Source organism: Prevotella melaninogenica (assembly GCF_018127925.1).
GTDB lineage: Bacteria > Bacteroidota > Bacteroidia > Bacteroidales > Bacteroidaceae > Prevotella > Prevotella melaninogenica_C.
In genome coordinates, this window is sequence record NZ_CP072347.1 from 1,199,515 (window position 1) to 1,224,080 (window position 24,566).

20 protein-coding genes are annotated in these 24,566 nt (G+C 39.9%); 4 read left to right on the forward strand and 16 right to left on the reverse strand.

Going from position 1 to position 24,566, the window contains the following annotated elements:
* Positions 1-224 precede the first annotated feature (224 nt).
* The 9 genes from J4861_RS04550 to J4861_RS04590 form a co-directional block, all read right to left on the reverse strand.
* Positions 225-2,390: a cytochrome c biogenesis protein CcsA gene (locus J4861_RS04550; protein ID WP_211815969.1), complete on the reverse strand. Its 2,166-nt coding sequence runs from the start codon at positions 2,388-2,390 to the stop codon at positions 225-227.
* 82 nt (positions 2,391-2,472) lie between these two features.
* On the reverse strand, positions 2,473-4,170 hold the full coding sequence (locus J4861_RS04555) for a di-heme oxidoredictase family protein (protein WP_004359892.1): 1,698 nt from the start codon (positions 4,168-4,170) through the stop codon (positions 2,473-2,475).
* 103 nt (positions 4,171-4,273) lie between these two features.
* A complete protein-coding gene (locus J4861_RS04560; RefSeq protein WP_211815970.1) occupies positions 4,274-5,635 on the reverse strand; it encodes an imelysin family protein in 1,362 nt (453 codons plus the stop codon).
* Between the two features lie 47 nt (positions 5,636-5,682).
* Positions 5,683-6,987 (reverse strand): hypothetical protein, encoded by a 1,305-nt coding sequence (locus J4861_RS04565; protein ID WP_211815971.1) that lies wholly within the window; start codon positions 6,985-6,987, stop codon positions 5,683-5,685.
* A gap of 667 nt (positions 6,988-7,654) precedes the next feature.
* Positions 7,655-8,611 (reverse strand): hypothetical protein, encoded by a 957-nt coding sequence (locus J4861_RS04570; RefSeq protein ID WP_211815972.1) that lies wholly within the window; start codon positions 8,609-8,611, stop codon positions 7,655-7,657.
* A 4-nt stretch (positions 8,612-8,615) separates the two neighbouring features.
* Positions 8,616-10,700, reverse strand: coding sequence for an alpha amylase C-terminal domain-containing protein (locus J4861_RS04575; RefSeq protein WP_211815973.1), 2,085 nt, complete (start codon positions 10,698-10,700; stop codon positions 8,616-8,618).
* A gap of 40 nt (positions 10,701-10,740) precedes the next feature.
* Entirely contained in the window at positions 10,741-11,853 is a 1,113-nt protein-coding gene (locus J4861_RS04580; RefSeq protein WP_211815974.1) for an MORN repeat-containing protein, read from the reverse strand.
* A 1,187-nt stretch (positions 11,854-13,040) separates the two neighbouring features.
* The gene (locus J4861_RS04585) at positions 13,041-13,979 is read right to left on the reverse strand and encodes a ribose-phosphate pyrophosphokinase (RefSeq protein WP_004359899.1); all 939 of its coding nucleotides are present in this window, start codon (positions 13,977-13,979) and stop codon (positions 13,041-13,043) included.
* A 54-nt stretch (positions 13,980-14,033) separates the two neighbouring features.
* On the reverse strand, positions 14,034-14,642 hold the full coding sequence (locus J4861_RS04590; RefSeq protein WP_211813285.1) for a thiamine phosphate synthase: 609 nt from the start codon (positions 14,640-14,642) through the stop codon (positions 14,034-14,036).
* A gap of 73 nt (positions 14,643-14,715) precedes the next feature.
* On the opposite strand from J4861_RS04590, the gene nspC reads away from it, so the two are divergent.
* The 3 genes from nspC (at position 14,716) to J4861_RS04605 (ending at position 18,705) form a co-directional block, all read left to right on the forward strand.
* Positions 14,716-15,882, forward strand: a complete 1,167-nt coding sequence (gene nspC / locus J4861_RS04595) for a carboxynorspermidine decarboxylase (RefSeq protein WP_211815975.1) — start codon at positions 14,716-14,718, stop codon at positions 15,880-15,882.
* A gap of 59 nt (positions 15,883-15,941) precedes the next feature.
* Positions 15,942-16,637: a DnaJ domain-containing protein gene (locus tag J4861_RS04600; protein WP_211815976.1), complete on the forward strand. Its 696-nt coding sequence runs from the start codon at positions 15,942-15,944 to the stop codon at positions 16,635-16,637.
* Between the two features lie 520 nt (positions 16,638-17,157).
* Positions 17,158-18,705, forward strand: a complete 1,548-nt coding sequence (locus J4861_RS04605) for a Gfo/Idh/MocA family protein (RefSeq protein WP_211815977.1) — start codon at positions 17,158-17,160, stop codon at positions 18,703-18,705.
* A 110-nt stretch (positions 18,706-18,815) separates the two neighbouring features.
* Here J4861_RS04605 and J4861_RS04610 read toward each other — a convergent pair whose 3' ends face one another.
* From J4861_RS04610 to rpsF, 4 genes are all read right to left on the reverse strand, one after another.
* A complete protein-coding gene (locus J4861_RS04610) occupies positions 18,816-19,889 on the reverse strand; it encodes an AAA family ATPase (RefSeq protein WP_211815978.1) in 1,074 nt (357 codons plus the stop codon).
* 86 nt (positions 19,890-19,975) lie between these two features.
* A complete protein-coding gene (gene rplI / locus J4861_RS04615; RefSeq protein ID WP_211815979.1) occupies positions 19,976-20,503 on the reverse strand; it encodes a 50S ribosomal protein L9 in 528 nt (175 codons plus the stop codon).
* A gap of 15 nt (positions 20,504-20,518) precedes the next feature.
* Complete coding sequence (gene rpsR, locus J4861_RS04620; RefSeq protein WP_004353605.1) at positions 20,519-20,788, reverse strand: 30S ribosomal protein S18; 270 nt, start codon at positions 20,786-20,788, stop codon at positions 20,519-20,521.
* A 3-nt stretch (positions 20,789-20,791) separates the two neighbouring features.
* Positions 20,792-21,136: a 30S ribosomal protein S6 gene (gene rpsF, locus J4861_RS04625; RefSeq protein WP_004359906.1), complete on the reverse strand. Its 345-nt coding sequence runs from the start codon at positions 21,134-21,136 to the stop codon at positions 20,792-20,794.
* 137 nt (positions 21,137-21,273) lie between these two features.
* Between rpsF and J4861_RS04630 the strand changes: the two genes are divergently transcribed.
* Positions 21,274-21,477 carry a hypothetical protein gene (locus J4861_RS04630; RefSeq protein ID WP_211815980.1) on the forward strand — a complete coding sequence of 68 codons (204 nt, stop codon included), beginning with the start codon at positions 21,274-21,276 and terminating at the stop codon, positions 21,475-21,477.
* 598 nt (positions 21,478-22,075) lie between these two features.
* Here J4861_RS04630 and J4861_RS04635 read toward each other — a convergent pair.
* The 3 genes from J4861_RS04635 to mazG all read right to left on the reverse strand — a co-directional run bounded on the left by J4861_RS04635 (position 22,076) and on the right by mazG (position 24,565).
* The gene (locus J4861_RS04635) at positions 22,076-22,990 is read right to left on the reverse strand and encodes a ribonuclease Z (RefSeq protein ID WP_211816644.1); all 915 of its coding nucleotides are present in this window, start codon (positions 22,988-22,990) and stop codon (positions 22,076-22,078) included.
* A 106-nt stretch (positions 22,991-23,096) separates the two neighbouring features.
* Positions 23,097-23,654 carry a lipocalin-like domain-containing protein gene (locus tag J4861_RS04640; protein WP_211815981.1) on the reverse strand — a complete coding sequence of 186 codons (558 nt, stop codon included), beginning with the start codon at positions 23,652-23,654 and terminating at the stop codon, positions 23,097-23,099.
* Between the two features lie 29 nt (positions 23,655-23,683).
* Positions 23,684-24,565, reverse strand: coding sequence for a nucleoside triphosphate pyrophosphohydrolase (gene mazG / locus J4861_RS04645; protein ID WP_211815982.1), 882 nt, complete (start codon positions 24,563-24,565; stop codon positions 23,684-23,686).
* Position 24,566: the final 1 nt, after the last annotated feature.

A 24,566-nucleotide genomic window follows, 5' to 3' on the forward strand; every position in this document is an offset into this window, starting at 1 on the left:
ACAATATTAGAAACGAATAAGGTCTGAATGTGCGAAACATTCAGACCTTATTCGTTTGTAAGCAACAGCAAAAACTAACTTTTCTTGTCCTTATCTATTAGTGTACGACTACTGCGCACATATGGTGTTGCAGCCCCGCACATATGGTGCTAATAGTCAACACCATTTGTGCGAAGCCCTCCTTAACTCTAAATAAACATATGAGTACAACACACATGTACACCTTAAGCATAAGAATGCATACCTCCAAGGATATAGTTGACACCAAAGTAGGTCATAAGTATACTAAAGAATGACAGTAACATAAAGAGATGATAATTCTTTGGTTTACCTAATGCTGAAAATGAATTGGTGTGCAAGGGGATAGCATAAATCATAAAGGTAATCAAAGCCCACGTTTCTTTTGGGTCCCATCCCCAATAGCTTCCCCAACTAATATTAGCCCATATAGCTCCAATAAATATTCCTAATCCTAATGTTGTTATGGCTGGATAGAGGAAAATCTGTGAAAGAACGGTCAACTGGCGATTAGCAGCCATAACGCTTTCTCGTTTACTATTACAAGTAAGGAAATAGGCTATCGCACTAATAAACGTAAGAGAGAGAAGTGCGTAAGAAATCATGATGATACTTACATGAATGCTTAATAGTGGACTATTCAACACAGGCATACGCGGCGTAATACTTGGATCCATCTCGCCAAGATGACTTACAAGAAGCATAAAACCACTCATGAGTAATCCGAAAGTTGTCATAAGTTGTAGCTTCCTTGTCGTCAAAACAGATACAAGCATGATGAGCCAAGATAACAGTAACATCGTCTCATAGCCGTTAGCAAGTGGAATTGTACCATTAATAACCCATCTTAGAGCTAAAGTAAAGGTAAGAACACACCATGAAAGAGACATTAACCAGGTAAAAAGTCTATATCTTTTCTTATGTGCAAGGAATAATACAGAAAGTAAACCTGCTGTCAAATTAAAGATAAAAAGTATAGTTGCAAATGGGAAATGATTGTAGATTCCCTCTGCTTTAATCACTGTATCAGATGGAATAGTATTGCCACCATATCTATATTGATACCTTCTTAGTTTCAGAATGAGCTCGTTCAGCATCTCTATCTTTCCCTGTCTGGCAAGCTGCCCCGCTAAAGGAAGAATAGATCGAATATACTGTTGCTGTTCCTTTGGCATATCTTTCGGATATCTATCAGCAGGTGTAAACCAGTCAACAGTATTACTTTTAGACGTATAAGGGAAAATTCTGAGTGGTTTACCTTGCGTTAGTTCCATCAACAGCATCATCTTATCGTCCGTATCAAGCAACTGCTTTGATATATTGTCATTCTCCTGGTTATGTGCATCTTGGAGGTAAGGTCCTAATATATAACCTTGTTGTCCAAACAAACTCATAGGAGAAATATATTCATTTAAGTTCAGCTTATTACACAGTTCAGCTCCCTTTAGTCTTAAGATAGGCTCCTTCATCCACTCTTGTCCCCAGAACATAAAGCCCGTTAAAACCTGAGAAGGAGTAAAGTCTTTGTAGTTCTTCTTACCATAAAGTTTTGTGGTAAAGTCGATAGCATATGTCTCTATAGGGCAAATTCGTCCATTATATACAATCAATATCTTTCCAAACTCGTCAGCAGTCTGACGTGGTAATGCAGGTTGTGCACTTACATTCAAACAGCCCATCACCAACATGATGCCAGCTATTGCTTCCTTACGGAGCAAACGCCGGAAGTTTCCCTTAGGGTCAATCAGCATCGCAATAAGTCCGAAAAACAGAAGAGCATAACCTAAATAAGTAACAGGAATTCCATACGGGTCGGAATTAACAGTGAGATAACTACCCTTCATGTCTTCATCATAGCTACTTTGATAAAGGCGTGTGCCATATCCAGAGTAAATATTATTCATTGAAATCTGATACTGTTCATGCTTATCTCCTTGGATAAGTGTGACATTTGATGCATAATCCATTGCAGCCATATTGCCAGCATGGTAAGATACAGTAAACTTGTTCAGTTGAATACTAAATGGTAGTTTAGCCTCGTTTCCATCCTTGGTAATATACGTATCTATCGCTTTCCCTTGTCGAAGATGTACCACACCTTTATTAGAGGTGAGATGAGTTAGCAATGCACCAAGGAGAATTACAACAAAAGACAAATGTAATGTTATAACAATTGGTCGACGAATCTTTCGCTTTAGAAAATAAACAATGCCTGCTGCAGCACCAATAGCCCACAACAAACAAAACCACCACGACCCGAAGATGTTGTCTGAAACATAATCAAGACTGGTATATTTCCCAATGATTGTCCCCGTTGCCATCACTATTACAAGGAGAACATAAATAATTTCAAGCGTCTTCTTTGTTCGCATCTGTAAGATAATAAAGAAGAAGATGAGTCCTTCTGAGACTACATCTTCTTCCTATAAATGTTCTTGTTACTTACTAAAATTATTAGATAGAGCGTATGAACTTAACCACTGCATCTCTATCAGCCTTAGGCAACTTATAGAACTTCACAGCAGCATTATAAGCCTGACTGTTCTTACTATAAGCATGCCACATGATTGCTTCAATCTCATTACGTGCTCGAGCATCATGGAGACGATCTTCTGCACCAGAGTTGATAAGTGACAGACCTCTACCCCATAAAGGTGTTGTACGGCACCATGAACCATGAATATCATTCTTCATATCCAACTTATGCTGGATAAAGTCTGAGTAAGGATAAATCTTCTGATTAGCATACTTAGGCAACTGCTTATTGCCAATAATCTTAGAAGAGCCATGATTGTCTGCACCCGTAGTCCAAGAAGCCTTATGACAATGAGCGCATCCTAACTCACCAGTAAAGAGTTCCTTACCACGCTGTACATCCTTGTCATTCAAATTTCTTGCACGAGGAACAGCAATACCTCTGTGCCAAACCATAAATGCATGATAAGCATCGTCACTCATCTCCGGCTTGAAATTGAAGTAAGGATTGTTATAGAGGTTTACGTTGTCGCTTGGAGAAAGCAAATAACGAACAGCATTCTTGATACCTTCACGTGTTCCATCATTGTAATATGGATGTACGTAAGAGTTAGGATCACTACCATGCTGTTGGATGTAACTAATCACGTTCTCGTTCTCTGACATTGCCTTTGCCCATGGCTCTGTAGAACAAATGTGCTTGATATCTGAACGAAGAACATTCAACTCGTCCCAAAGAGCAACGTCATTCTCAAGACAGCCATCAAGTAAGTCGTAGTTGAAACGCTTGATGAACTTGTTTCCAAAATAATCACTTGCCCATGCTTCAGGCTTCAACTGCTTTGTTGTATTGTCCCAGAACTCTGGATTCAACTCTACAAAGCGTCCCTCTGTTTCATATTGCTTCTTTAAGTCTTCATTAGAAATAGCATCAATCAAACCAAGACCTTGGAAGTTACATGAAGCTATCAAACGTACTTCATAGTTGCTTGGCACTGGGTCTGTGTTGAAAGCAGACTGTGGAATAGCAACAGAAGGATAACGAAGACTAAACTTCTCACCATCAGGGAATTGCATTGGGAGTCCACTTGGCATTGAAGTAACATCATGCCAAGTAATCTTTATCTGCTTTGGATCTACTGGTGGCAAGAATGGCTCTACAGCTTGAAGCATCGTAAAGGTAGTCAACTGGTCAATTGGTGTACCATTGTTGCTACCTGGGGCATCAGGAGTATAAACAGAAACGATGTAACCGTTGCCCTTTACTGGTTCCATGTCATTACGACTATGGCCATGGCTATATCCGCCAGAGTGGCAATACTCGCATGAACGACGGGATGCTACAGGGCCCCAACCTTTGTATGGTTCAGTACTAAGCGTGTACTTAGCACTTGCCATCATATCTCCTTGGTTGAAGAGATCAGTTAGGCCTTGTTCGTCGATAGCTGGTGTGTTGTCCTCATAACCACCTGCTGCGGTGTTCTCTGTTGTACCAAGTTTGCCACCTGGGTACCATTCGTCTGCAGAGAAGTTACCTACCGCTTGACCAATGTACTTCGTTTCAGGCTCTGATGGCTTTAGTGGTGTTTCTGGTGAAACATTGTCGTCTGAGCATGCAGCAAACGAACATAATAGTGCTCCAGCAAGTAAAAAATTGCTATAGCTGTTGTGTCTCATAATGTTTTATAATTAAATTTACGTTTGAAACGTAGCCTTATCTTAGAGAAGACAAGGCTACGTTTATTATTGACATTTGCTTTTCAGATTTGCAAGAATCAGATTACTTGTCTGTCTGTTTGTTAATCCATGTACCAGCAGCATTAAGTGCTTCGTTCAAAGCATCAACCTTATCAATGCAAGTCTTAACCTGTGGATTACCTGGTTGGTCAATGAATGCAATACCGCTCTTCTTAGCTGTCTCCAAGGCTGCAATTGCCTCGTTAAGAGCGTTGTTCAACTCATTGTAGTTAGGATAGTTGTTATTCTTCAAGAAGTTCATGATAGAGTACTGAGCTGGGGTAGAGATGTTCTCTGTACCACGTACGCCATAGAGTGAGTTCTTGATAGAATAGATGTTATCCTGGTAGTCTTGGAATGAACGCTTACTGTATGGTGACTCGATGTAGTTAGCTGCATCTTTTTCCGTACCAGTACCTGTAGCCTTGCGATAAGCCTGACCAAGTTTTTGTGAAGCAACTTCTTCGCAGATGCCAGAGCATCCGCCAATGAATATATTGTTCAGTGTCTCATGCCATGAGGCAAACATACCTTTCTCCGTTGTAGCAAACTGTGAATAATCACGGTATGGGATATTCTTTGCAGAAAGTCCTCTGTGTCGTGTTCCATTAACTACCCACATTGCGTTGGCAAGCTGATTCAAGTGTGATGTTGGGATACTTGTACCTAACCAGCCATATTCCAAAAGGTAAGTCATGTTACGGAGGTCACCTGCAACAGCTGCTGCAAAGGCTGCTTCGTTTACAGTACCTACACTTGTAAGACCTTGTTCTGTTTCTTTCTCAGCATTGAAGTCTGCTACTGTACGATTCTTACCATTACGGAAGAGAACAAACTCCAATCCGTGGAAACCTAACACAGAGTCGAAGTTACCATTGTTGTCATAAACATACTTGGTTGGATTCTCGCCATTAATACCTGAGATAACATCTGCATTATTTAAAGCCCTTGTCAACTGATCATGGTCGAGTGGCCATGAGTCGATATGTGGGTCGATCTCATTGTCAGAAGCTGCACCATAGAGGAAAGACTCACTCTGCTCCCAATCTCGACGTGCTCCTTTGAAAGCCTCACAAGCTGCATCAATATCATTCTGGGTCAAAGTACCTGCTTTACGTTTCTGATAAAGATTTTGGCAAGCCTTATAAAGAATATCAGACTTCTTTGCCAAGTCTAAATATGTAGGTTTAACAACTTCATCAATGTAGTTGGCAACAACCTTACCCATCTCTGTTTTATTAGCGTTTGCTCTACTTTCGCTTTCGGCCTGGCTTAAAGCAGATTGCTGTTCAGGTGTAAGAATTGTTGTGTTAATAACTTCATCATCATCACTACTACATGATACGAAGCCTGTAGCTAATGTTCCTGCAAGGAGGAACATCGCAAGTTTTGTTACTTTTTTCATTATAATCCCTTTCTAATTATGGTTATACAATCTTTATTCTTTGCTTTTTAGAGGAAGAAACCTTCGTAAGCAATACCTATATTAATAGAAGGTTCATCGTTATATCCTTTCTTCAGATTACGATAATTGTACTCTGCCTTAATAGCAATCTGTGGGATAGGATAATAGTTAATACCTGTTGCAAGAACGGTTCTATTCGTCCACTGTTTTGTTGTAGCGTGAATGTAAGAATCATAGTGCTCAATATGTCCGAAAACATAAAGCTTCTGATTGTCTTCACGCATCTTGTGAATCTGAGAGAAAACATCATAACCTACCTCAAACATCATTGCCATTGCATGACTTCCGAAGTATTTACCATTACCTGACTCGTATGGCTTTACATATTGTACATTAGGGTATGAAAGCTGAGAAATCTCTTGCGCGTTGCTTACATAACCATAGTCAATATTTCCGCGTGCAATCCAATTATACTTATTATAGGTGAAGTCTAAACTACCAAGATAGACATTACCCTTAATCTTCTTCTTCTCTCCCTTCTCACTATCATGTGGAACGTTGTTGTGCATAGCCTGACCAACATAGCCACTAACACCAATACGAAGACCAGGAATAGTATGATTATCTACACGTGCAAGGAAACCATACTTATTAGCGACCTCGAATTCAAAAGGACTTAATGTACCTTTCTGAATCCAATTAGCACGACTGAAATGATAAGCATCCAATCCTGCAATCATCTGTGTGACATAACTAAAATCGCCTGCCTTACCCCAGAAAGAAATACCTGTTTGATGCCATGTACTTGGAAGAATTGTGTTTTCCCCTTCAGGACGATATACTGTAAAGAAGTTTAATGGCTCATGATGTGCATTCACTAAACCAAATGGAACTACAATATGACCTGCTCTAATATTAAAGGCCTTACTGAATGATTTCTGAAGCCAGAATTGTTCAAGTTCAACTTCTCCACCTTTCTCTGTTTCATGTTCAAACTCAATCGCCTCGTCTGCCTCATATTCTATAGCAGAACCAGAGCCACCATGTTCAAATTCAATCTCTGATCCTACAGACCAACCCTTTCCAAAATCATAACCAAGATAGATAACGGCATGTGGAATATCAAATCTTCCATGGCTTGGGTCCTTCTTATAAAGACCTGGCGTCGTGTAACGATTTCCATTATCACTATAAAAATTACGAGAATAAGCAGCTTCACCATATCCGCCAAGACTTAGCTTATTGCCTTTAGCATGTGTCATAACAGAATCGGCTGCATTTACTTGTGCATGTACTGCGGTCGTACCAGAAAGGAGTACGGCAAAAGTTACCCCAGATATAAACTTCATCATTGAGTTATTATTTAATATATTTATAACTTGTGTGCAAAGATAGAGTTTTCTGAATTAAATGACAATACCTAAATCTGTTGAAATTATGTACCTAAGTTATACCACAACACTCAACCTTTTATTCAGGTTTATCACCATATTTAGGTATTATTGAAAATAATACAAACACTCCATTCCATAAATAAACTATTTTATCACAATTAATTATTAAGGTCACAATAATCACGTTTCCGTATTAGACGAATTACATACTAACATCTATTATAATCCTAAAACCACCTATATATATTTATAACGTACACATTCTATTGAATCGTCGTTACAAAAACAAACAACACCTATTTAAGATTTTAAAGGCTATTGGGGCTAAAAGGAAGTCAACAAATTGGCGATTATGTAAGGATTTTTCCTTTCGTAGATTTTTATTGATGCTTAATTGGACTCGAAAAGACGCCCTCTTGGCTTGCAAAAGATGCCCTTTTGAGGTCATATTAACGCCCTTTTGAAGTCCAATTAAGTACCGCTTCGCAAGCATCTTTACAACTTACTGATACGCTGCAAGTTACAAACATCCCGAGAAATAGTGTTTTATTCGGTTTTTAAAAGAATATTTTTACAATATTTGTAAAGATATTTTTCACCTAAATTTATTGTATAAAGGAGAATGCTACTTTGCATAATAATAGGCAGCATAGCTACCTTTTTTATAAGGTGCAATAAGTCTTAATCCTCGTTTCTTAAGCGAGAGAATCTTGAGAGCTTCTTTATAATAACGTGGACGAAGGCTATCTGCAGGATAATACTGTGGAAGATAGCGAGCAAAGTCATTAAGATTGCGATCTAACAAGAAACCTGTCAACTGATAGTTAGCTGAATTATGGGTAACTTTATAGAGTACACTATCAGGTTGTAGCCACGAATGTACCTTACCAGGACGCAATGTACTTGCCCCACCCACCAAAGGATAATAGAAAAGGCTGTCTGCTAAATGACCTCTACGCGCAACTGCATAGACGGTTAGCATAGATGTTACAGAATCCGTATGAGGCATTGTTCGTACTACATCCAATGCACCAGCATAATCCTTCTTATCTATCAAAGCCTCAACTTTAGCTCGCTGATGAAAATAGCGATTACTATTACTGAAAAGTCCAGTAAATAAGAAGAAGCCAAGAAAAAGCAGTAGATTTATCCAAATCATCTGTGAAAACGGACCATAGCTACGCAATTCTGGTTCATAAGGCTCAAAGCGTTTGACAGCGAGCATTACAAAAGTATAAACCAACAAGAGCAATGGAGCTATCCATAGCCAATTGCCAAAAGTTACGCTATCAGCTGTAGGACCAAGGTCAGAGATAATTGTAAGAATAAGAAAAGATGGAAAGTAAGTCAAGCCAAAGCCACGCTTCTTCAACTTAAATAATGAGCTTACACCCATTTGGAGTAACTTTAAAGTAAATGTTATCAGCACTGCACCCAACATTGGATCATAGAAGGTTTGCCTTCCTGAAGCCAAGTGCTGTACTACGGTCATCACATCTGCTTGATAGAAAAGCAGATAACAGAATGTGAATGAGCAAAATAGTACTGCGCAAATAGCACGCATAAACTTACTTTCCATCATGAATTTATTTCTTTCTCAATACTACCGCACTACGAGCTGGTATATAAAGTTTGAGCCAGCCTTTATGATCTTTCTCATAAAGAGGGTCGCTATTTGTGAAATGCTCTACTGTATCATCAGCAAAGCCAAAGCCACCATACTCTTTAGCATCTGTGTTTAATACTACATTATAAGAACCCTCTGGCACCAAGAAACCATAATCAGAATAAGAATGTGTTGGTGAGAAGTTAAATACAAAGACTAACTCTCCCCTACTAAATGCCAATATCTGGTCGCCATCATTGTGCCAAATCTCTTGGATAGGAGTCTCATTAAACTTTTTCTCGCTTGTAATTACCTCTAACATCTTGCGGTCGAAGTCGCCAAGCAAGTGATAACATAGCTCCTTGTTATCAACTAAGTTCCACTGTCGACGGGCATACTTATAACTCCATCCATTACCTTCACGTGGGAAATCAATCCACTCTGGATGCCCAAACTCATTACCCATAAAGTTCAGATAGCCACCATTAATAGCAGCAATAGTAGCAAGACGAATCATCTTATGCAGTGCAATGCCACGATGAGTCATCTCTGTTTCGTCTCCCTTACGGAAATGCCAATACATATCTGCATCTACTAATCGGAAGATAATAGTCTTATCGCCCACCAATGCTTGGTCGTGTGATTCGCAATAAGAAATAGTTTTCTCATCAGAACGTCGATTCTTTATCTCCCAGAAGATAGAAGAAGGCTTCCAAGCTTCGTCTGCTAACTCCTTGATAGTCTTTATCCAGTAGTCTGGGATATTCATTGCCATACGATAATCAAAGCCGTATCCACCATCTTTAAACTTAGCTGCTAAACCTGGCATACCCGACACTTCCTCTGCAATCGTTACTGCATTCTTGTTTACCTCATGGATAAGACAGTTGGCAAGTGTCAAATAACAGATAGCGTTATCATCCTGATGACCATTGAAATAATCAGCATAGTTGCAGAATGCTTCACCTAATCCATGACTGTAATAAAGCATTGAAGTCACACCATCAAAGCGAAAACCATCAAAGTGATATTCCTCTAACCAGTATTTACAGTTAGACAAAAGGAAGTGGAGAACTTCGTCTTTACCATAGTCGAAACATAGCGAATCCCATGCTGGATGCTCATGACGCTCACCCGAATAGAAGTACTGATTAGGATCACCAGCTAAGTTGCCCAAGCCTTCCACCTCGTTCTTAACAGCATGAGAGTGGACGATATCCATGATAACAGCAATGCCATTCTTATGCGCTTCATCAATGAGTGCCTTCAACTCTTCAGGCGTTCCGAAGCGTGAACTGGCTGCAAAGAAAGAGCTAACGTGATAACCAAAGCTACCATAATAAGGATGTTCCTGAATAGCCATAATCTGAATGGCGTTATATCCGTCCTTAATTACACGTGGCAATACCTTCTCACGGAACTCATTATATGTTCCAACCTTCTCTTCATCCTGTGCCATACCAATGTGACACTCGTAGATTAATAGTGGAGAAGTCTGTGGCTTAAAGGTCTTTTTCTTCCAAACATATGGCTCAGCAGGTGCCCATACCTGTGCAGAGAAGATTTTGCTTGCTTCATCTTGAACAACACGTTGTGTCCAAGCAGGGATGCGCTCACCTTCTCCACCTTCCCAATGTACACGCATCTTGTAGTACTGACCATGCTGCATAGCATCATGTGGGAGCGTAAGTTCCCAGTTACCAGTACCTTCAATCCTGTGACATTGATAGGCTTCTTGCTCATTCCAGCCATTGAAATCACCAACAAGATAAATCTCAGTAGCGTTAGGAGCCCATTCACGAAATACCCAACCGTCAGCTGTCTGATGCAAACCATAGTAGTTATGGCCGTTTGCAAAATCCGAGAGTGTCAACTTGCCATTCTGAGTAAGCTGATTCATCTTCCAAAGAGCATGCTCGTGACGTCCACGAATTGCATCCTCATAAGGAGCCAAATAGGCATCATTCTTTACGAGGCCTATGTGAGACGGCTCCTTCACTTTTACCGTTTTAGCAGAAGTCTTTTTGACTGGAGCCTTCTTTGTTGTGGTCTTCTTTGTAACCATGGTAGATAAGCTTTATGTTATTTGTTATATTTTGTAAAGACTAATTCGTATAGCGTTTTCCTCTTTCATAATAACCGCTGGCAGTTACTTTACCATTCTTATCACGCTCAATGAACTTTCCATCACGGTGGTCATCACGATAGTTACCTTCAAAACGAACACCATCAGTAGTCTCCTCAACAGCTGTTCCATTTCTTTTGCCATTGTGGTAGCTGCCACGAAACTTACTGCCATCAGCATAGTGTATGATGATTAGTCCTTCTAATAAACCATTTCGGAACTGCCCTTCATACACATCCTTATTCTTCTTGGTCAGTTTACCCTGTCCATTCTGCATGTCTTTCTCCCAATAACCTACATAGATATCGCCATTATTCCATGACATTGTGCCATAGCCAGACTTAAGTCCTTTAAGGAAATGGCCAGAATATTGGTCGCCATTCTTATAACGGAAGATACCTTGTCCTGTGCGTTCACCATCTAAATATTCACCATCATAGCTTTCGCCATCCTTGAATTTATAGATTCCCTTACCATTCTGTAGGTCATTCTTCCACTCTCCATTATATTCATCACCATCTGCATAAATATAAATTCCTTTACCTTCTTTTAGGTTATTCACCCAATTTCCTGTAAACGATGAGCGGTCAGGCCATTTGAAACTACCATGTCCGTTCTTCATGTCGTTCTTCCATGAGCCTTCATAAAACGCACCATTGGCAAAGATATACTTTCCTTCACCACTTCTTTTGTCATGGTCCCAATTACCAATATACTTATCACCATTGTAATAATACATTGTTCCCTGTCCCTGCTGATAGTCCTTGTACCATAAACCATCATAACGATTACCATTGGCAAAGTAGTAAACACCTTGCCCATGTTGCTGATCTTGGAACCACTGACCTACATACTTCTCACCATCTGCAAACTTATAGGTTCCTTGTCCATGGCGTAAACCTTTCATATAATCACCTTCATAGACATTACCTTTCTTATAAGTTGTTTTTCCTTTACCATTTGGTTTACCACGGAACATCTGTCCATGATAAGTTCCTCCATCCGTTGTTGTACAAGTTCCTATCTCTATGTTTTGTGCAAAGAGACACGAAGGAAGGAGAAGTAACAATATGATGATATATTTATGTTTCACGTTTCTCGTTTTTAGTTTATTATAATTAAAATAACCTATATGCAAAGATACCGATTTCAACTGAGAACAACAAATTTATAAAACATTTTTAAGCCATGTTCTCAAAATTACGTTCGTAAGCATTTACTTTTACAGAGAAGGGGCGAAATCCATTGTAAATGATAAAGAAATTTGAACAAAGTGAGGGAGTATGATATTTAAACTAATAGGATAAAGTTCTCTTTTTATAATTAAATTTTCAAGATGTGTCACTATAAAAAAGCAGACATTGAATTATATCTTATTTCTTTGTAAAAGTAAGTTCAATATCAAACTAATATCTGCAGCGGGTGATATAACACCTTTGCAACCCCAATCTGTAATCATATTGACTATATTTTACAAAACAAAGAACATTCAACACCAATGCTATTTACCATCCGCACGAATGGTGTTAAGCCTCCGCACGCTATGTGCTAAGCCTCCGCACAACATGTGCGCATCATCAGAATGTTGAGAAATGACAAGTAGATAGATGCGTTTCTACCATTACAACATTGCGTAAAACTCCACTTCTATATGTTTATCGGAAGACTTCATCAAAAAAGAAAATAACAAACACACCGCTTGAATATTTAAATAACACTGTTAAAGAGAGAATTACAAAAGAATTAAAGGGCACAGCAAGTAATTTGCTGTGCCCTTTAATACCCACATTTCTGTGAGTTCTTTGAGCTTGACTTTTGGTTCGCGCCTCACGGCGTTCCCCAATCATCTTGCATCATTGTTATCCTTTAATCAATCTCATATTACCTTAACTAAACCTATTTTAAATTTAACCTGAACAATCTCTTTTGTTCTACCTTAAAATAATAACTAAAAACCTAAATCTATTACTACTAACCTAAACAATCTATATTTGTCTTTTGACGATGCAAAGGTACAACTGTTTGCGCACACAACAAAACTTTTTCACGATTATTTTCAGCGAAACGACGTTTATTGACATACATCAAGTGAAATAACAAAGAAGGGATATGGGAAAGAAGGAGGAAAGAAGTTGACTTATAATGAGCAAATGCCATAAGACAAAAGCCATCTTTTAGGCAGAATAATCACAAATAAAAAATGTTGGAACACATAAACTATGCGTCCCAACATTATAATATATCCTTTTATAAAAAAGACTTATCTTACGTCATTCCTTATTATATAAGGTACTGGCTTGAGATACTCTCATTGTTCAATACACGCTGGATTGTTTCTGCAAACATATCAGCTACAGAAATCTGCTTTACCTTTGAGCAACGATCTGTATATGGAATAGAGTCTGTGAAAACCATCTCCTCCAACGCAGAAGCCTCTACACGCTCAGTAGCAGGACCACTCATCACACAATGAGAAGCAATAGCACGTACACTCTTAGCACCTGCCTCCTTCATAACGTCAGCTGCCTTGGTGATAGTACCAGCTGTATCAACCATATCATCAACGATGATAACGTTCTTATCTTTCACATCACCAATAATCTGAATTGTATCAACGACATTGGCACGTGCACGAGTCTTGTTACAAAGAACCAGTGGACAACCAAGATACTTAGCGTAAGTATTAGCACGCTTAGAGCCACCTACATCAGGACTTGCTATAACAAGATCCTTCAAATGTAAGCCCTGAACATAAGGAAGAAGAACACCACTTGCATAGAGATGGTCAACAGGAACATTGAAGAAACCCTGAATCTGATCTGCATGTAAGTCCATTGTAATCAGACGGTCGATACCAGCAACACTCAACAAGTCGGCTACTAATTTCGCACCAATGCTGACACGTGGCTTATCCTTACGGTCTTGACGCGCCCAACCAAAATAAGGCATAACAGCGATAATGTGACGAGCTGAAGCACGCTTAGCCGCATCAATCATCAAGAGAAGCTCCATAAGGTTGTCAGAGTTTGGGAAAGTGCTCTGTACAAGGAAGACATCCTTACCACGAATACTCTGCTCGTAAGAAACGACAAATTCGCCGTCAGAGAAGCGGGTCATCACCAAGTTACCTAGCGGACAGCCAAGGCTGGCGCAGATTTTCTCAGCAAGGTATCTCGTCTTTGTACCAGAGAATACCAAAAAAGAGTTATTTTCACTCATTTCTTTTAGTTGTTTATATTGATAACGTATAAATCTTTATAAGTCTCTGTATCATTAACAGAGGGCACGCAGCTTACGGAAGTGATTAATGATAGAGCTAAAATTCTGTTCATTATAGATACGAAACTTATCCCATAAGTCGTTCCGAACCACTACTCCACCAAAGTCAAGCTCACGAAGAATAGGTATATCGTCTATCGTTACACCACCCATTGCATAAACATGTCGCCCAAGAATGCCCTGCCTATAAGCCTCGTCTAATTCAAGATCAGAGATAACACGCTCTTCTTTTTCCGATTGTTCACGAGGTTGGTGGATATTCTTTAGAAAGACATAGTCCGATTGTTTCTTCATAGCCTTTAGCTGCATTACATCATCACAAGTTCTACTTAGAGAGCCACGATAGCCACGAGGCACAGCAATACTTGAGTTATCCAAGTGGATACCACCCAAAGAAAACTCATTCTTCATATTAAAATGCTGATGTATTGTGATTTTACGATGATATTCAGAAGGCAAAAGTGAAAGAAGACGTTCCAAATAAAGTGGGGAAGTATCTGCCTTCGAGATGTGCAGACTATCAAGCCCTTCCTCGAAAAGCATACTTAAAATCTTATCTTCTTCCACAAAATACGTGGACTTAGTCATGATGACCAGTTTCATGCCTTTAGTTTATTTGTATTGCAAAGGTAGAGATTATTTCCCATAACTGCAAATTTTTCCTTATATTTGCACCATGAAAATAAATCCATTAACATACGCCGAACTCTCTCGCCCAATGTATGTGCTGGAAGAGACAAGGCTCAGAGAAAATCTAAACCTCATTGCCCACGTGGCAAAAGAGGCTGATGTTGAGATTATTCTCGCATTCAAAGCATACGCATTATGGCGTACGTTTCCTATTTTTCGTGAGTATATCAAGGCTACAACAGCCTCCTCTCTCTTTGAAGCTCGACTGGGCTTTGAGGAATTTGGAGCACCCACACACACCTTCTCACCAGGCTATACGGATTATGAAATTGACGACATCGCTCGCTGTTCATCACATCTTGTATTTAATTCATTGACACAATACGAGCGTTTTCACGTACGTGCCAAGATTGAAAATGAGAAGTTAAGTTTCGGTTTGCGTGTAAATCCTGAGTACTCAGAGGTAGAAACGCTCATTTATAACCCTTGTGCGCCTGGTACTCGCTTTGGAATATCATCCGATAAGCTACCAGAAACACTACCAGAGGACATTGATGGCTTTCATATCCATTGTCATTGCGAAAGTGGTAGCGATGTCTTCGAACGCACCTTAGTACATATAGAAGAGAAGTTTACCAAGTGGTTCCCTCAACTAAAGTGGATTAACTTTGGTGGTGGTCATCTCATGACACGCAAAGACTATGACGTTAAACGTCTGATACATATCTTGCGAGGATTCCGTAAACGCTATCCGTGGCTTAAGGTTATCCTCGAACCAGGTAGTGCCTTTGCTTGGCAGACGGGTCCACTGGTAGTACAAGTTGTTGATATAGTAGAGGATCATGGCATAAAGACAGCTATCCTCAATGCAAGTTTTACCTGTCACATGCCCGATTGTCTTGAAATGCCTTACCACCCTACCATTCGCAATGCAAAACTTGTCGATGAAGATGGTTCTGCAAAAGGCGAATATACCTACCGATTGGGTGCCAACAGCTGTCTGAGTGGTGACTGGATGGGCTCGTGGGACTTTGGTCATACACTGGAAGTAGGCGAGAACATTATCTTTGAAGATATGCTCCACTACACGACTGTCAAGACAAATATGTTCAATGGTATCAGTCACCCAGCTATCGCCCTACTCCATACAGATAACGAACTCGAGATGCTTCGCGAATATACATACGAGGATTATCGTGACAGAATGGACTAATGGCACATTATTTGCTACCTTAAAGACGGTATTAAAACATTAATTAAGGAAGAAATATTATGGCATTTATAGATTATTATAAGATTCTTGGTGTTGACCGCAATATCCCTCAAAAAGATGTGCGAGCAGCCTATAGAAAGAGAGCTAAGCAGTTTCATCCAGACTTACATCCAAACGACCCAAAGGCAAAAGCTAAATTCCAAGCACTGAGCGAGGCATTTGAGGTTATCGGTGATCCTGAAAAGCGAGCTAAATACGATAAATACGGAGAACAGTGGCGTAATGCTGAAGCCTATGAAAATGCTGGTGGTTTTGGTGGATTCCAAGGCGAACAAGGTGGCGGAAATCCTTTTGGCGGATTCGACTTTAGCAGTTTCGGTAATGGCGGAGGCGGCTTTAGCAGCTTCTTCCAAGACCTCTTCGGAGGTGGTGGACGTCGCCGTTCATCTGGATTCAACACGGGTAGAGCTCATGGACAACAGCCAACAGGGCAGATGGAGGCTAATGTCGGCATAGACCTCTACACGGCTCTTTTAGGTGGTGAAATCGTTATTCAACTCTCTGGTGGACAGAAAGTAAAACTGAAGGTAAAACCATTGACACAAGGTGGAACAAAGGTTCGCCTACGTGGTAAGGGTTATGACCGAGGTGATGGTACCTTCGGCGACCTTATTATCACCTACAATGTGAAACTTCCTGACCACCTCACTGACCGTCAGAAAGAGCTGATTGAGCAGATGAGACGCGAAGGATAATAAGCATATAGACACAACAAAGGAACTTTTACTCAATGTAGGAGTTCCTTTTTTTTGTATCACAAGCATTGTCATACAAGCCCATCATTAAACCAAAACATCAATTATTCATATTAATAGGTATAGTTATTTGATAAGTGTTGACCAACAACACGTGTGGTGCGCACCATTCGCACCATTGGTGTTCACCATCCGCACCACACGTGCTTAACATCAACAAATCAGTAGAAAACCAAAAGAAAGAATCTTTTCTATCATTATAATATAAGTGAGAAACTTATGATTAACAACTTCGAGATTTTTTGTCGACAGCCTAAAAGCCCTATAAACTAATTTAAGTATAAACGTAAGTAATAATACATAACACATTGAATAGTTGAGTCTTACTAAACAATGGCTAAATCATTAGGAAAAAGGGGAAGTCATACTTCTTTTGTTTAAATATTTTTTAGTATCTTTGCCTACAAATACTTTGAATATTAGAATACAAAATTTACCAATAAACAAATAACTAAAAACAATGAGTATTAGAAAATCAATAGCTGCTGCGTTTATTCTTGGTAGCTTACTCTTACCATCAAGCGTATCGGCTCAATTCAATTGGCCATACAAGGTGACCAATGGAAAAGCTGTAACGGAAGTTCCAGTACGTGCAGCTGGACAGGAAAGTGCATTGAACATGACGACACCTAAGTTAAAGGTTGTTCGCGTAGCTTTTGTTGGTTTAGGAATGCGCGGTCATGATGCTGTAGAGCGTTGGACACACATCCCTGGCATCCAAGTAATGGCTCTCTGTGATTATGAGCGTGACAGAGCTGAGAGATGTCAAGAATATCTGCGTAAAGCAAGTATGCCTGCAGCCGACATTTACTCTGGCGAAGATGGCTACAAGGAGCTTTGCAAGCGTAAGGATATTGACCTTGTGTATATAGCTCCAGACTGGAAGCACCACTTCCTTGTTGCCTACGAGGCTATGAATAATGGTAAGCACGTTGCCGTAGAAGTACCTGCTGCCATGAACCTTACAGAAATTTGGAAACTCATCGATATCTCTGAGAAGAAGCGTCTGCACTGTATGATGCTTGAGAACTGCTGCTATGACTTCTTTGAGTTGAACTCACTAAACATGGCACAGAAAGATGTCTTCGGTGAGATTCTTTATGTTCAGGGTGCCTATCGTCATGAACTATCTAAATTCTGGGACGCATATTGGAAGAAGGATGCACAAGACAAGTTAGGCTGGAGATTGGATTACAACCAGAAGTTCCGTGGTGATGTTTACGCTACTCATGGCTTAGGTCCTATCGCACAGGTTCTGAATATCCACAGAGGTGACAAGATGAATACGCTTATTGCTATGGATACAAAGTCTGTTAACGGTAAGAAACAGGTTGAAAAGATGACTGGTGAGCCTTGTAAAGAGTTCCGTAATGGTGACCAAACAACTACCCTTATCAGCACTGAAAACGGAAAAGTTATTGAGATTCATCATAATGTAATGACCCCACAGCCATACAATCGTATGTATCAGCTTACTGGTACAAAGGGTTTTGCCAATAAGTATCCTTTTGAAGGCTTTGCGCTTTCTGCTGAGGAGATGAAGAAATCAGGTGTTACTCCGTCATCAGACAACCTTTCAGGTCACTCTTATCTTTCACAGGTTGATACAAAAGCATTGATAGAGAAGTATGAGAGTCCTATCGTTGCTAAATATGAGAAGCAGGCAAAAGAAGTTGGTGGACATGGTGGTATGGACTTCATCATGGATTCACGTTTGGTCTACTGCTTGCAGAATGGTCTTCCTTTGGACATTGACGTTTATGACTTAGCAGAATGGTGCTGCTTAGCTGAGTTAGGTTCTATCTCCATGGACAATGGTAACATCCCAGTAGAGGTGCCTGATTTCACACGCGGAGAGTGGAATAAGGTTAAGGGATTCCAACACGCTTATGCATCTCCTGCTGATGAAGCACAGGCTGCGGCAGACGCAATGGACTTCACAACTAAGTTGAAGGAAAAAGGTAAGAAATACTGGGAGAAAGTCGACAAGGCTGCAAAGAAGAAGTAAACTCCTACGAAAACTAAATATACAAATGCCGTAACGCTCAGAGAGTGTTACGGCATTTATTTTACTTTAAAGTGGTAAAGCTATTCTTTAACACAGAAGGCTTTAACTCTTTATCTCTTCAAAGCTAAATTGTAGTTATAATATTCCGTATTACCAGTGATGTCCTCAAGTACTTCAATAAATGGAGGGAAGTTCACATCCTCATGATCAACGATTCCCTTTGTCTCCAAAATCTGAAGATTAGAGGTTGGAGCAAGGTAAGTGTCAAGTTCAAAGAACTGACCACGCCAGATAAAAGTCTTGCGAATCTTGTGGATAGATTGACGATAAGGATCTGCCTGACGCATCAATGATTCATATAGATTATTATCTATCTGTCGCTCAGTAACAACCTGTTCATTATTCGGTAAAGTCTTCTTTGTTGTACGAACATTAACCGAAACACCATTCAGAGTACGACGACGTAGACGCACCTCACTGCGAGGTTCTGAGGTTAGATAGGTCTGTGTAATCTCACTTTCGATAGCATCAGGAATCTCACCAGTCAATCGAACAATGTATTTACGCTCCTCGACAATCTGCTGTGGAATCTCCAATACATTAGAAATATCCTGTATAACACGCTTAATCTTTGTGTCAAAGTTCTCGTGATTGTTGATTACACGCAAGTGCGGATGTTCCGACCAAGCTTGAATGACTTTCTTATCCATTTCACGTGCAAGCTCAAGCCCTTCTGTACGTTCAGCATTATTAGCAGTGGTATAGAACTGTTCTGCTCCATCCGCAGCACTCACAAGGTGAAGAACTGCATCATAACGAGCACGAAGTTCCTCAGAAGTTGTTCCTACACCAGCTGTAATCTCTTTCCACATCTCTGGCTTCATATAAGCAGAGATATCCATTGTACCACGATCACATACTATAATCGTAGGTTTATCAATGGTCTCAGCCATACGCGTAAACTTATCTTCCAAAGCAAGCTGAACCTCCAATGTTGCCTTCTCTCCTTCATAGAAGAACGCAGCATTATCTGTAAGATAATCCATACCCGCCTGAGAGAAGAGCGTTGGAACTTCTGGAATGATAAACACCTTATAGCCAAGACTTGAGAAATGCTCAATGATCTTGACAAGTGCAGTCGTTTTTCCGGCACAAGGTCCGCCGGTAAGTACAATTCGTTTCATAATGACTAAAAAATCCCCTCCACCCGAAAGTGAAAGGGATTATTATCTAACATTACTGCTTTACAGTGCAAAATGTCAATATAAAATTACTCAGCTGCAGGAGTTTCCTCCTCAGCTACAGGTGTCTCTGCTGGCTGCTCTACTGGAGCCTCCTCAACAGCAGGTGCCGGCTGGTTCTCTGCAACAACAGTTACAGGAATCTTAACCTCAACCTCCTTGTGGAAGTGTACAGTAGCCTCAGATGTGCCAACCTTCTTCATATCGCGCATTGTAACAATCTTACGATCGATTTCAATACCGCGCTTAGCAAGTTCCTCAACAACAGTAGCTGCGTTTACTGAACCGTAAGTTACGCCAGTAGCAGATACCTTAGTTGCAATAGCAAGCTCTACACCATCCAACTGAGCTGCCTTCTTCTCTGCCTCAGCCTTGAGAGCTGCGAGCTTAGAAGCCTGCTGCTTCAAGTTCTCTGCCAACTGCTTCTTTGCAGATGGAGAAGCGATGATACCCTTACCAGTTGGGATGAGATAGTTACGACCATAGCCGTTCTTCACATTAACGATATCGTTCTTGTATCCAAGACCGATAATATCTTCTTTCAAAATAATTTCCATCTATTGACCTCCTTTTTACTTCATCAAATCGGTTACGTATGGAAGGAGCGCAATCTGGCGTGCACGCTTAACAGCTTGAGCCACACGACGCTGATACTTCAAAGAAGTACCTGTAATACGACGAGGAAGAATCTTACCCTGCTCATTGAGGAACTTCTTCAAGAACTCGCCATCCTTATAATCGATGTACTTAATACCGCTCTTCTTGAAACGGCAATACTTCTTCTTCTTTGTATCGATAGAAGGAGCGGTCAAATAACGGATTTCTGATTTCTGCTCTGCCATGATTTAAGCCTCCTTTTTAGCTGCCCATTTAGCACGACGCTTCTCAGCATAAGCTGCAGAATACTTGTCCTGCTTAACGGTGATGTAACGAATAACCTTCTCGTCACGACGGAAGCCGGTCTCGAGAGTGTCGATAACTGTTGGTTCTGCGTTGAACTCTAACAATGCGTAGAAGCCAGATGACTTCTTCTGAATGTTGTAAGCCAACTTCTTCAAACCCCAAGCCTCCTCGTTCAAGATCTCAGCGCCATTGTCGGTGAGCAGTTTCTTGAATTTAGCGACCGTTTCCTTCATCTGTTCATCAGACAAAACGGGAGTCAAAATGAAAACGGTTTCGTATTGATTCATACTACTTAAAAATATAAAATTGTGAATTAAATTACACCTGCTTTCGCATAATGCGGTGCAAAAGTAGTAATTTTTATGCAACTGACCAAATATTTTTTGTACTTTTGCTCCAATAAATAGTATATTTACACTTTTGTATGAAAAGATATATCAAATACTTAGGCATTGCAGACATTATTTTAGGTCTGCTTCTGTTCGCACTCCATGTCATTCTCCACTTCAATGGGAACGAGCTTCTTTTCGGTGGATTAGTACTGGTCTTGAGTGGTGTTATCATATTTGTAAGGGGAGAGCGTTTAGCCTCATTCCAATCTTCAAAGGAGGGAGAGAAGGAGGATTAACAGGATTTTTCGTTAAATATGTGGATGTTTTTCGTATCGTTTTACTGGAAGTCAAAGTTAAACATCAAAGAAAAACATAGGCAAGATTGTCAAACTACCTATTTTATTATCACTTTCCAACATAGAGCCCCCTTTCTTCTTGTATGTTGATAATTCGCAGACAAAACCATGAAAAATCATTACATAATTTCAAATAAAACATTTATAAATAAGGACAAAAACACGTATAAAAAACAAGTCTACAAACAACAGAAAATCAATTAGTTATAAAATAATACGTAAAGAGGTGCTTAATTGGACTTCTAAAGGGCGTTAAAAAGGGTCTTAAAGGGCACCTATTGCAAGTCAATTAGGCGTCTTTAAAAAGCCAAAAGAGCATGTATTGGTTTCGAATTGCATGAAAATAGCTTACAAATATCTATCGATATAAGAACAAGTTGTTTATAAAAGATGGATAGACATGATAATAGGTAGATATTTAACCCAAGTCGGTCATTAGAGCCTAAAAGGTTTTATATTATATAAAAAGGTGTATGCAACCTCTTTATATAATATTATAGCAGATAGAATGGCATCAAAACAACTCTAACAAACCAACTTATATATCAAAACTTGCACCTTCTTGTGTCAGGAAAGTATTAGGAAATATTTCTTTAGCTTCATCTAATAGCTGCTGTTCATTACCATAACGTGCTGAATAATGCCCTAAAAGAAGTTTCCCTGCAGCTGCATCCCGAGCCACCTGTGCTGCTTGCTGCGACGTACTATGCCAATAAAGACGAGCACGATCAGCATCTTGCGCTGCGTATGTACTTTCATGATAGAGCGTACTTACCTCTTTTACAAGATTATGGAGTGTTTTAATGTATCGCGTATCAGAGCAATAAGCATAGCTACGAGCAGGTGCAGCAGGGGTTGTTAGCTTACTATTAGGAATCACATCACCCTCTGGCGTTGCCCAATCAGCCCCAGCCTTTATATTATTAATCTGACTGATAGGAATATGATAAAAGTCTATCATGTCACGGCGGATATGTGGTAGCGTTGGTTTCTCACGGAACAGATAACCACAACAATCTATACGATGCTGCAAAGGAATTGTTTCAACCGTCAGACTCCTATCCTCGTAAACCACCTTATTCTGCTTTGTATCAACAGCATGAAACACTACTTCGAACTCTAATCCCTGACAAAAAAAGTTCAATGTTTGGTCAAGTATAGGCTCAAAAGCAGCGGGAGCATAGATATGTAATGGAGCCGTACGCCCTGTCATACCAAAGGTTGAAATCATACCAGGCAAGCCAAAGCAATGATCGCCATGCAAGTGGCTAATAAAAACAGCAATAATCTTTGAGAAATGTATGCGCGACCGACGAAGTTGTATCTGCGTTCCCTCTCCGCAATCAATCATAAAAAGCTTCTCCCTAAGCTCAACAACTTGGGAAGAAGCGTTATGTTGCAAAGTTGGTAACGCGCTACCGCAACCAAGAATATGTACTTTGAATGGTTCCATATAGACTGACCAATATCTTTTCATCCCACCCTTTTAAGAGAGGAATGAAAAGATTAGCTTATATAATAGCCGTTACATTCTCTTTAAAGAGAGTATAGCGAAGAACTTACTTACCTCTTGTAAAGACAAAAAGTCCCGATTTATTCTCTAATGACAATGTGTCTGCTCCAAGGCTTTCTACGTCAAAGGTGTCTTTTGACAGAATCAGCTTACCGTTCCATATTTTCCATGATGTCCATGGATTCTTCTCAGACTGCAAGCTTGAAGTAACGCTTCCTCCTTCTTTTATCTCAAAGTTGCGATCAAGACTACTCCAGTTACCTAACAAAGAGGTAAGATTAATCGCTGAACGCATAAAGTTATCACCATACTCTTTATAACCAATAATGGCAAATCGGTCACCATTAATCTTTCCACCTTTAACAACTTCAAATGTATCATTTGGGTTTACAAGATATTCAAGTGTGTCACCATGATCGGTAAGCAGAACAATAGAGTTCATACCACCATCCACCATCGTACCATAGATAGTACTATCGTTTGTGGCAACAGAGTCTTCAGCCTCTTCAGTTTCAGACAACATAGACTTAGGTTTGCTATCCTTACAAGAGATTGCTACTGCAAGAATAAACAAAGACATGATAAAATAAAAGGTTCTTTTCATATTTACACTCCTTAATTTTTATCGTAATTTTAATTGTTAGCAGCCTTAGCTTGATTCCATAACTCATCCATTTCAGCAAGAGTTAAGTCTTTTATCGTAACACCCTTTGCCTTAGCAGCTTCCTCAATATAGTTAAATCGCTTGATAAACTTCTGATTCGTGTGCTCAAGAGCATTATCAGGATTCAAATGATAGAGGCGTGCTGCATTAATAAGAGAGAATAAAAAGTCGCCAAGTTCTTCTGTTGAACGTTGCTTATCCTCCTTCATCAGCTCGTTCTTCAGTTCTTCTAATTCTTCATATACCTTATCCCAGACCTGCTCTTTCTCTTCCCAATCAAAACCAACATTACGTGCCTTGTCTTGGATACGGTAAGCCTTAATAAGACTTGGCAGTGAATTGGGCACACCAGAGAGTACCGAAGTGTTTCCGTCACGTTCACGTTGCTTGCGCTGTTCCCATGTTGATTCTACCTGTGAAGCAGTATTAGGAGTTGTCGACTGTGCGTTCTTAGCAGCCTGTTCTTCTTCATCTTTGTAAACTACTTGTCCTGCAGCATTAACTACCATATCAGAATGTGTCACACTCCAACCCGTCCAATCGATAAAATCATGTCGAAACATAAGTTTGTCGGATTGCGCATTGCAGACATCAGCAACATCAAAGTCCCCCTTTTCTTCACCCAATGTAGAATAGAAGATAACATGTTCCATGACGTCTCCAAGCTCTTTACAGATATTCTTTGAGTCATTTTTTAAGAGCGCATCTGCCAACTCAAAGGTCTCTTCAATCGTATTGGGACGGAGGCTTTCATTAGTCTGTTTACTATCCCATGGGCACTCCTTTCGGAGTCGTTCTTGAATATCTAAAAGTCGGGAAAAAGCTTTCAGTTTATCTTCTTTAGTATGCAAA

Excerpts from the sequence above, each read along its gene's own strand:
- J4861_RS04605 (WP_211815977.1), top strand. The coding sequence starts at position 17,158 with ATGAGTATTAGAAAATCAATAGCTGCTGCGTTTATTCTTGGTAGCTTA.
- J4861_RS04590 (WP_211813285.1), bottom strand. The coding sequence starts at position 14,642 with ATGAAACTGGTCATCATGACTAAGTCCACGTATTTTGTGGAAGAAGAT.
- J4861_RS04555 (WP_004359892.1), bottom strand. The coding sequence starts at position 4,170 with ATGAGACACAACAGCTATAGCAATTTTTTACTTGCTGGAGCACTATTA.
- J4861_RS04570 (WP_211815972.1), bottom strand. The coding sequence starts at position 8,611 with ATGATGGAAAGTAAGTTTATGCGTGCTATTTGCGCAGTACTATTTTGC.
- J4861_RS04550 (WP_211815969.1), bottom strand. The coding sequence starts at position 2,390 with ATGCGAACAAAGAAGACGCTTGAAATTATTTATGTTCTCCTTGTAATA.
- J4861_RS04610 (WP_211815978.1), bottom strand. The coding sequence starts at position 19,889 with ATGAAACGAATTGTACTTACCGGCGGACCTTGTGCCGGAAAAACGACT.
- J4861_RS04600 (WP_211815976.1), top strand. The coding sequence starts at position 15,942 with ATGGCATTTATAGATTATTATAAGATTCTTGGTGTTGACCGCAATATC.
- rplI (WP_211815979.1), bottom strand. The coding sequence starts at position 20,503 with ATGGAAATTATTTTGAAAGAAGATATTATCGGTCTTGGATACAAGAAC.
- J4861_RS04630 (WP_211815980.1), top strand. The coding sequence starts at position 21,274 with ATGAAAAGATATATCAAATACTTAGGCATTGCAGACATTATTTTAGGT.
- J4861_RS04635 (WP_211816644.1), bottom strand. The coding sequence starts at position 22,990 with ATGGAACCATTCAAAGTACATATTCTTGGTTGCGGTAGCGCGTTACCA.
- rpsR (WP_004353605.1), bottom strand. The coding sequence starts at position 20,788 with ATGGCAGAGCAGAAATCAGAAATCCGTTATTTGACCGCTCCTTCTATC.
- J4861_RS04565 (WP_211815971.1), bottom strand. The coding sequence starts at position 6,987 with ATGATGAAGTTTATATCTGGGGTAACTTTTGCCGTACTCCTTTCTGGT.
- nspC (WP_211815975.1), top strand. The coding sequence starts at position 14,716 with ATGAAAATAAATCCATTAACATACGCCGAACTCTCTCGCCCAATGTAT.
- J4861_RS04640 (WP_211815981.1), bottom strand. The coding sequence starts at position 23,654 with ATGAAAAGAACCTTTTATTTTATCATGTCTTTGTTTATTCTTGCAGTA.
- J4861_RS04575 (WP_211815973.1), bottom strand. The coding sequence starts at position 10,700 with ATGGTTACAAAGAAGACCACAACAAAGAAGGCTCCAGTCAAAAAGACT.
- rpsF (WP_004359906.1), bottom strand. The coding sequence starts at position 21,136 with ATGAATCAATACGAAACCGTTTTCATTTTGACTCCCGTTTTGTCTGAT.
- J4861_RS04560 (WP_211815970.1), bottom strand. The coding sequence starts at position 5,635 with ATGAAAAAAGTAACAAAACTTGCGATGTTCCTCCTTGCAGGAACATTA.
- J4861_RS04585 (WP_004359899.1), bottom strand. The coding sequence starts at position 13,979 with ATGAGTGAAAATAACTCTTTTTTGGTATTCTCTGGTACAAAGACGAGA.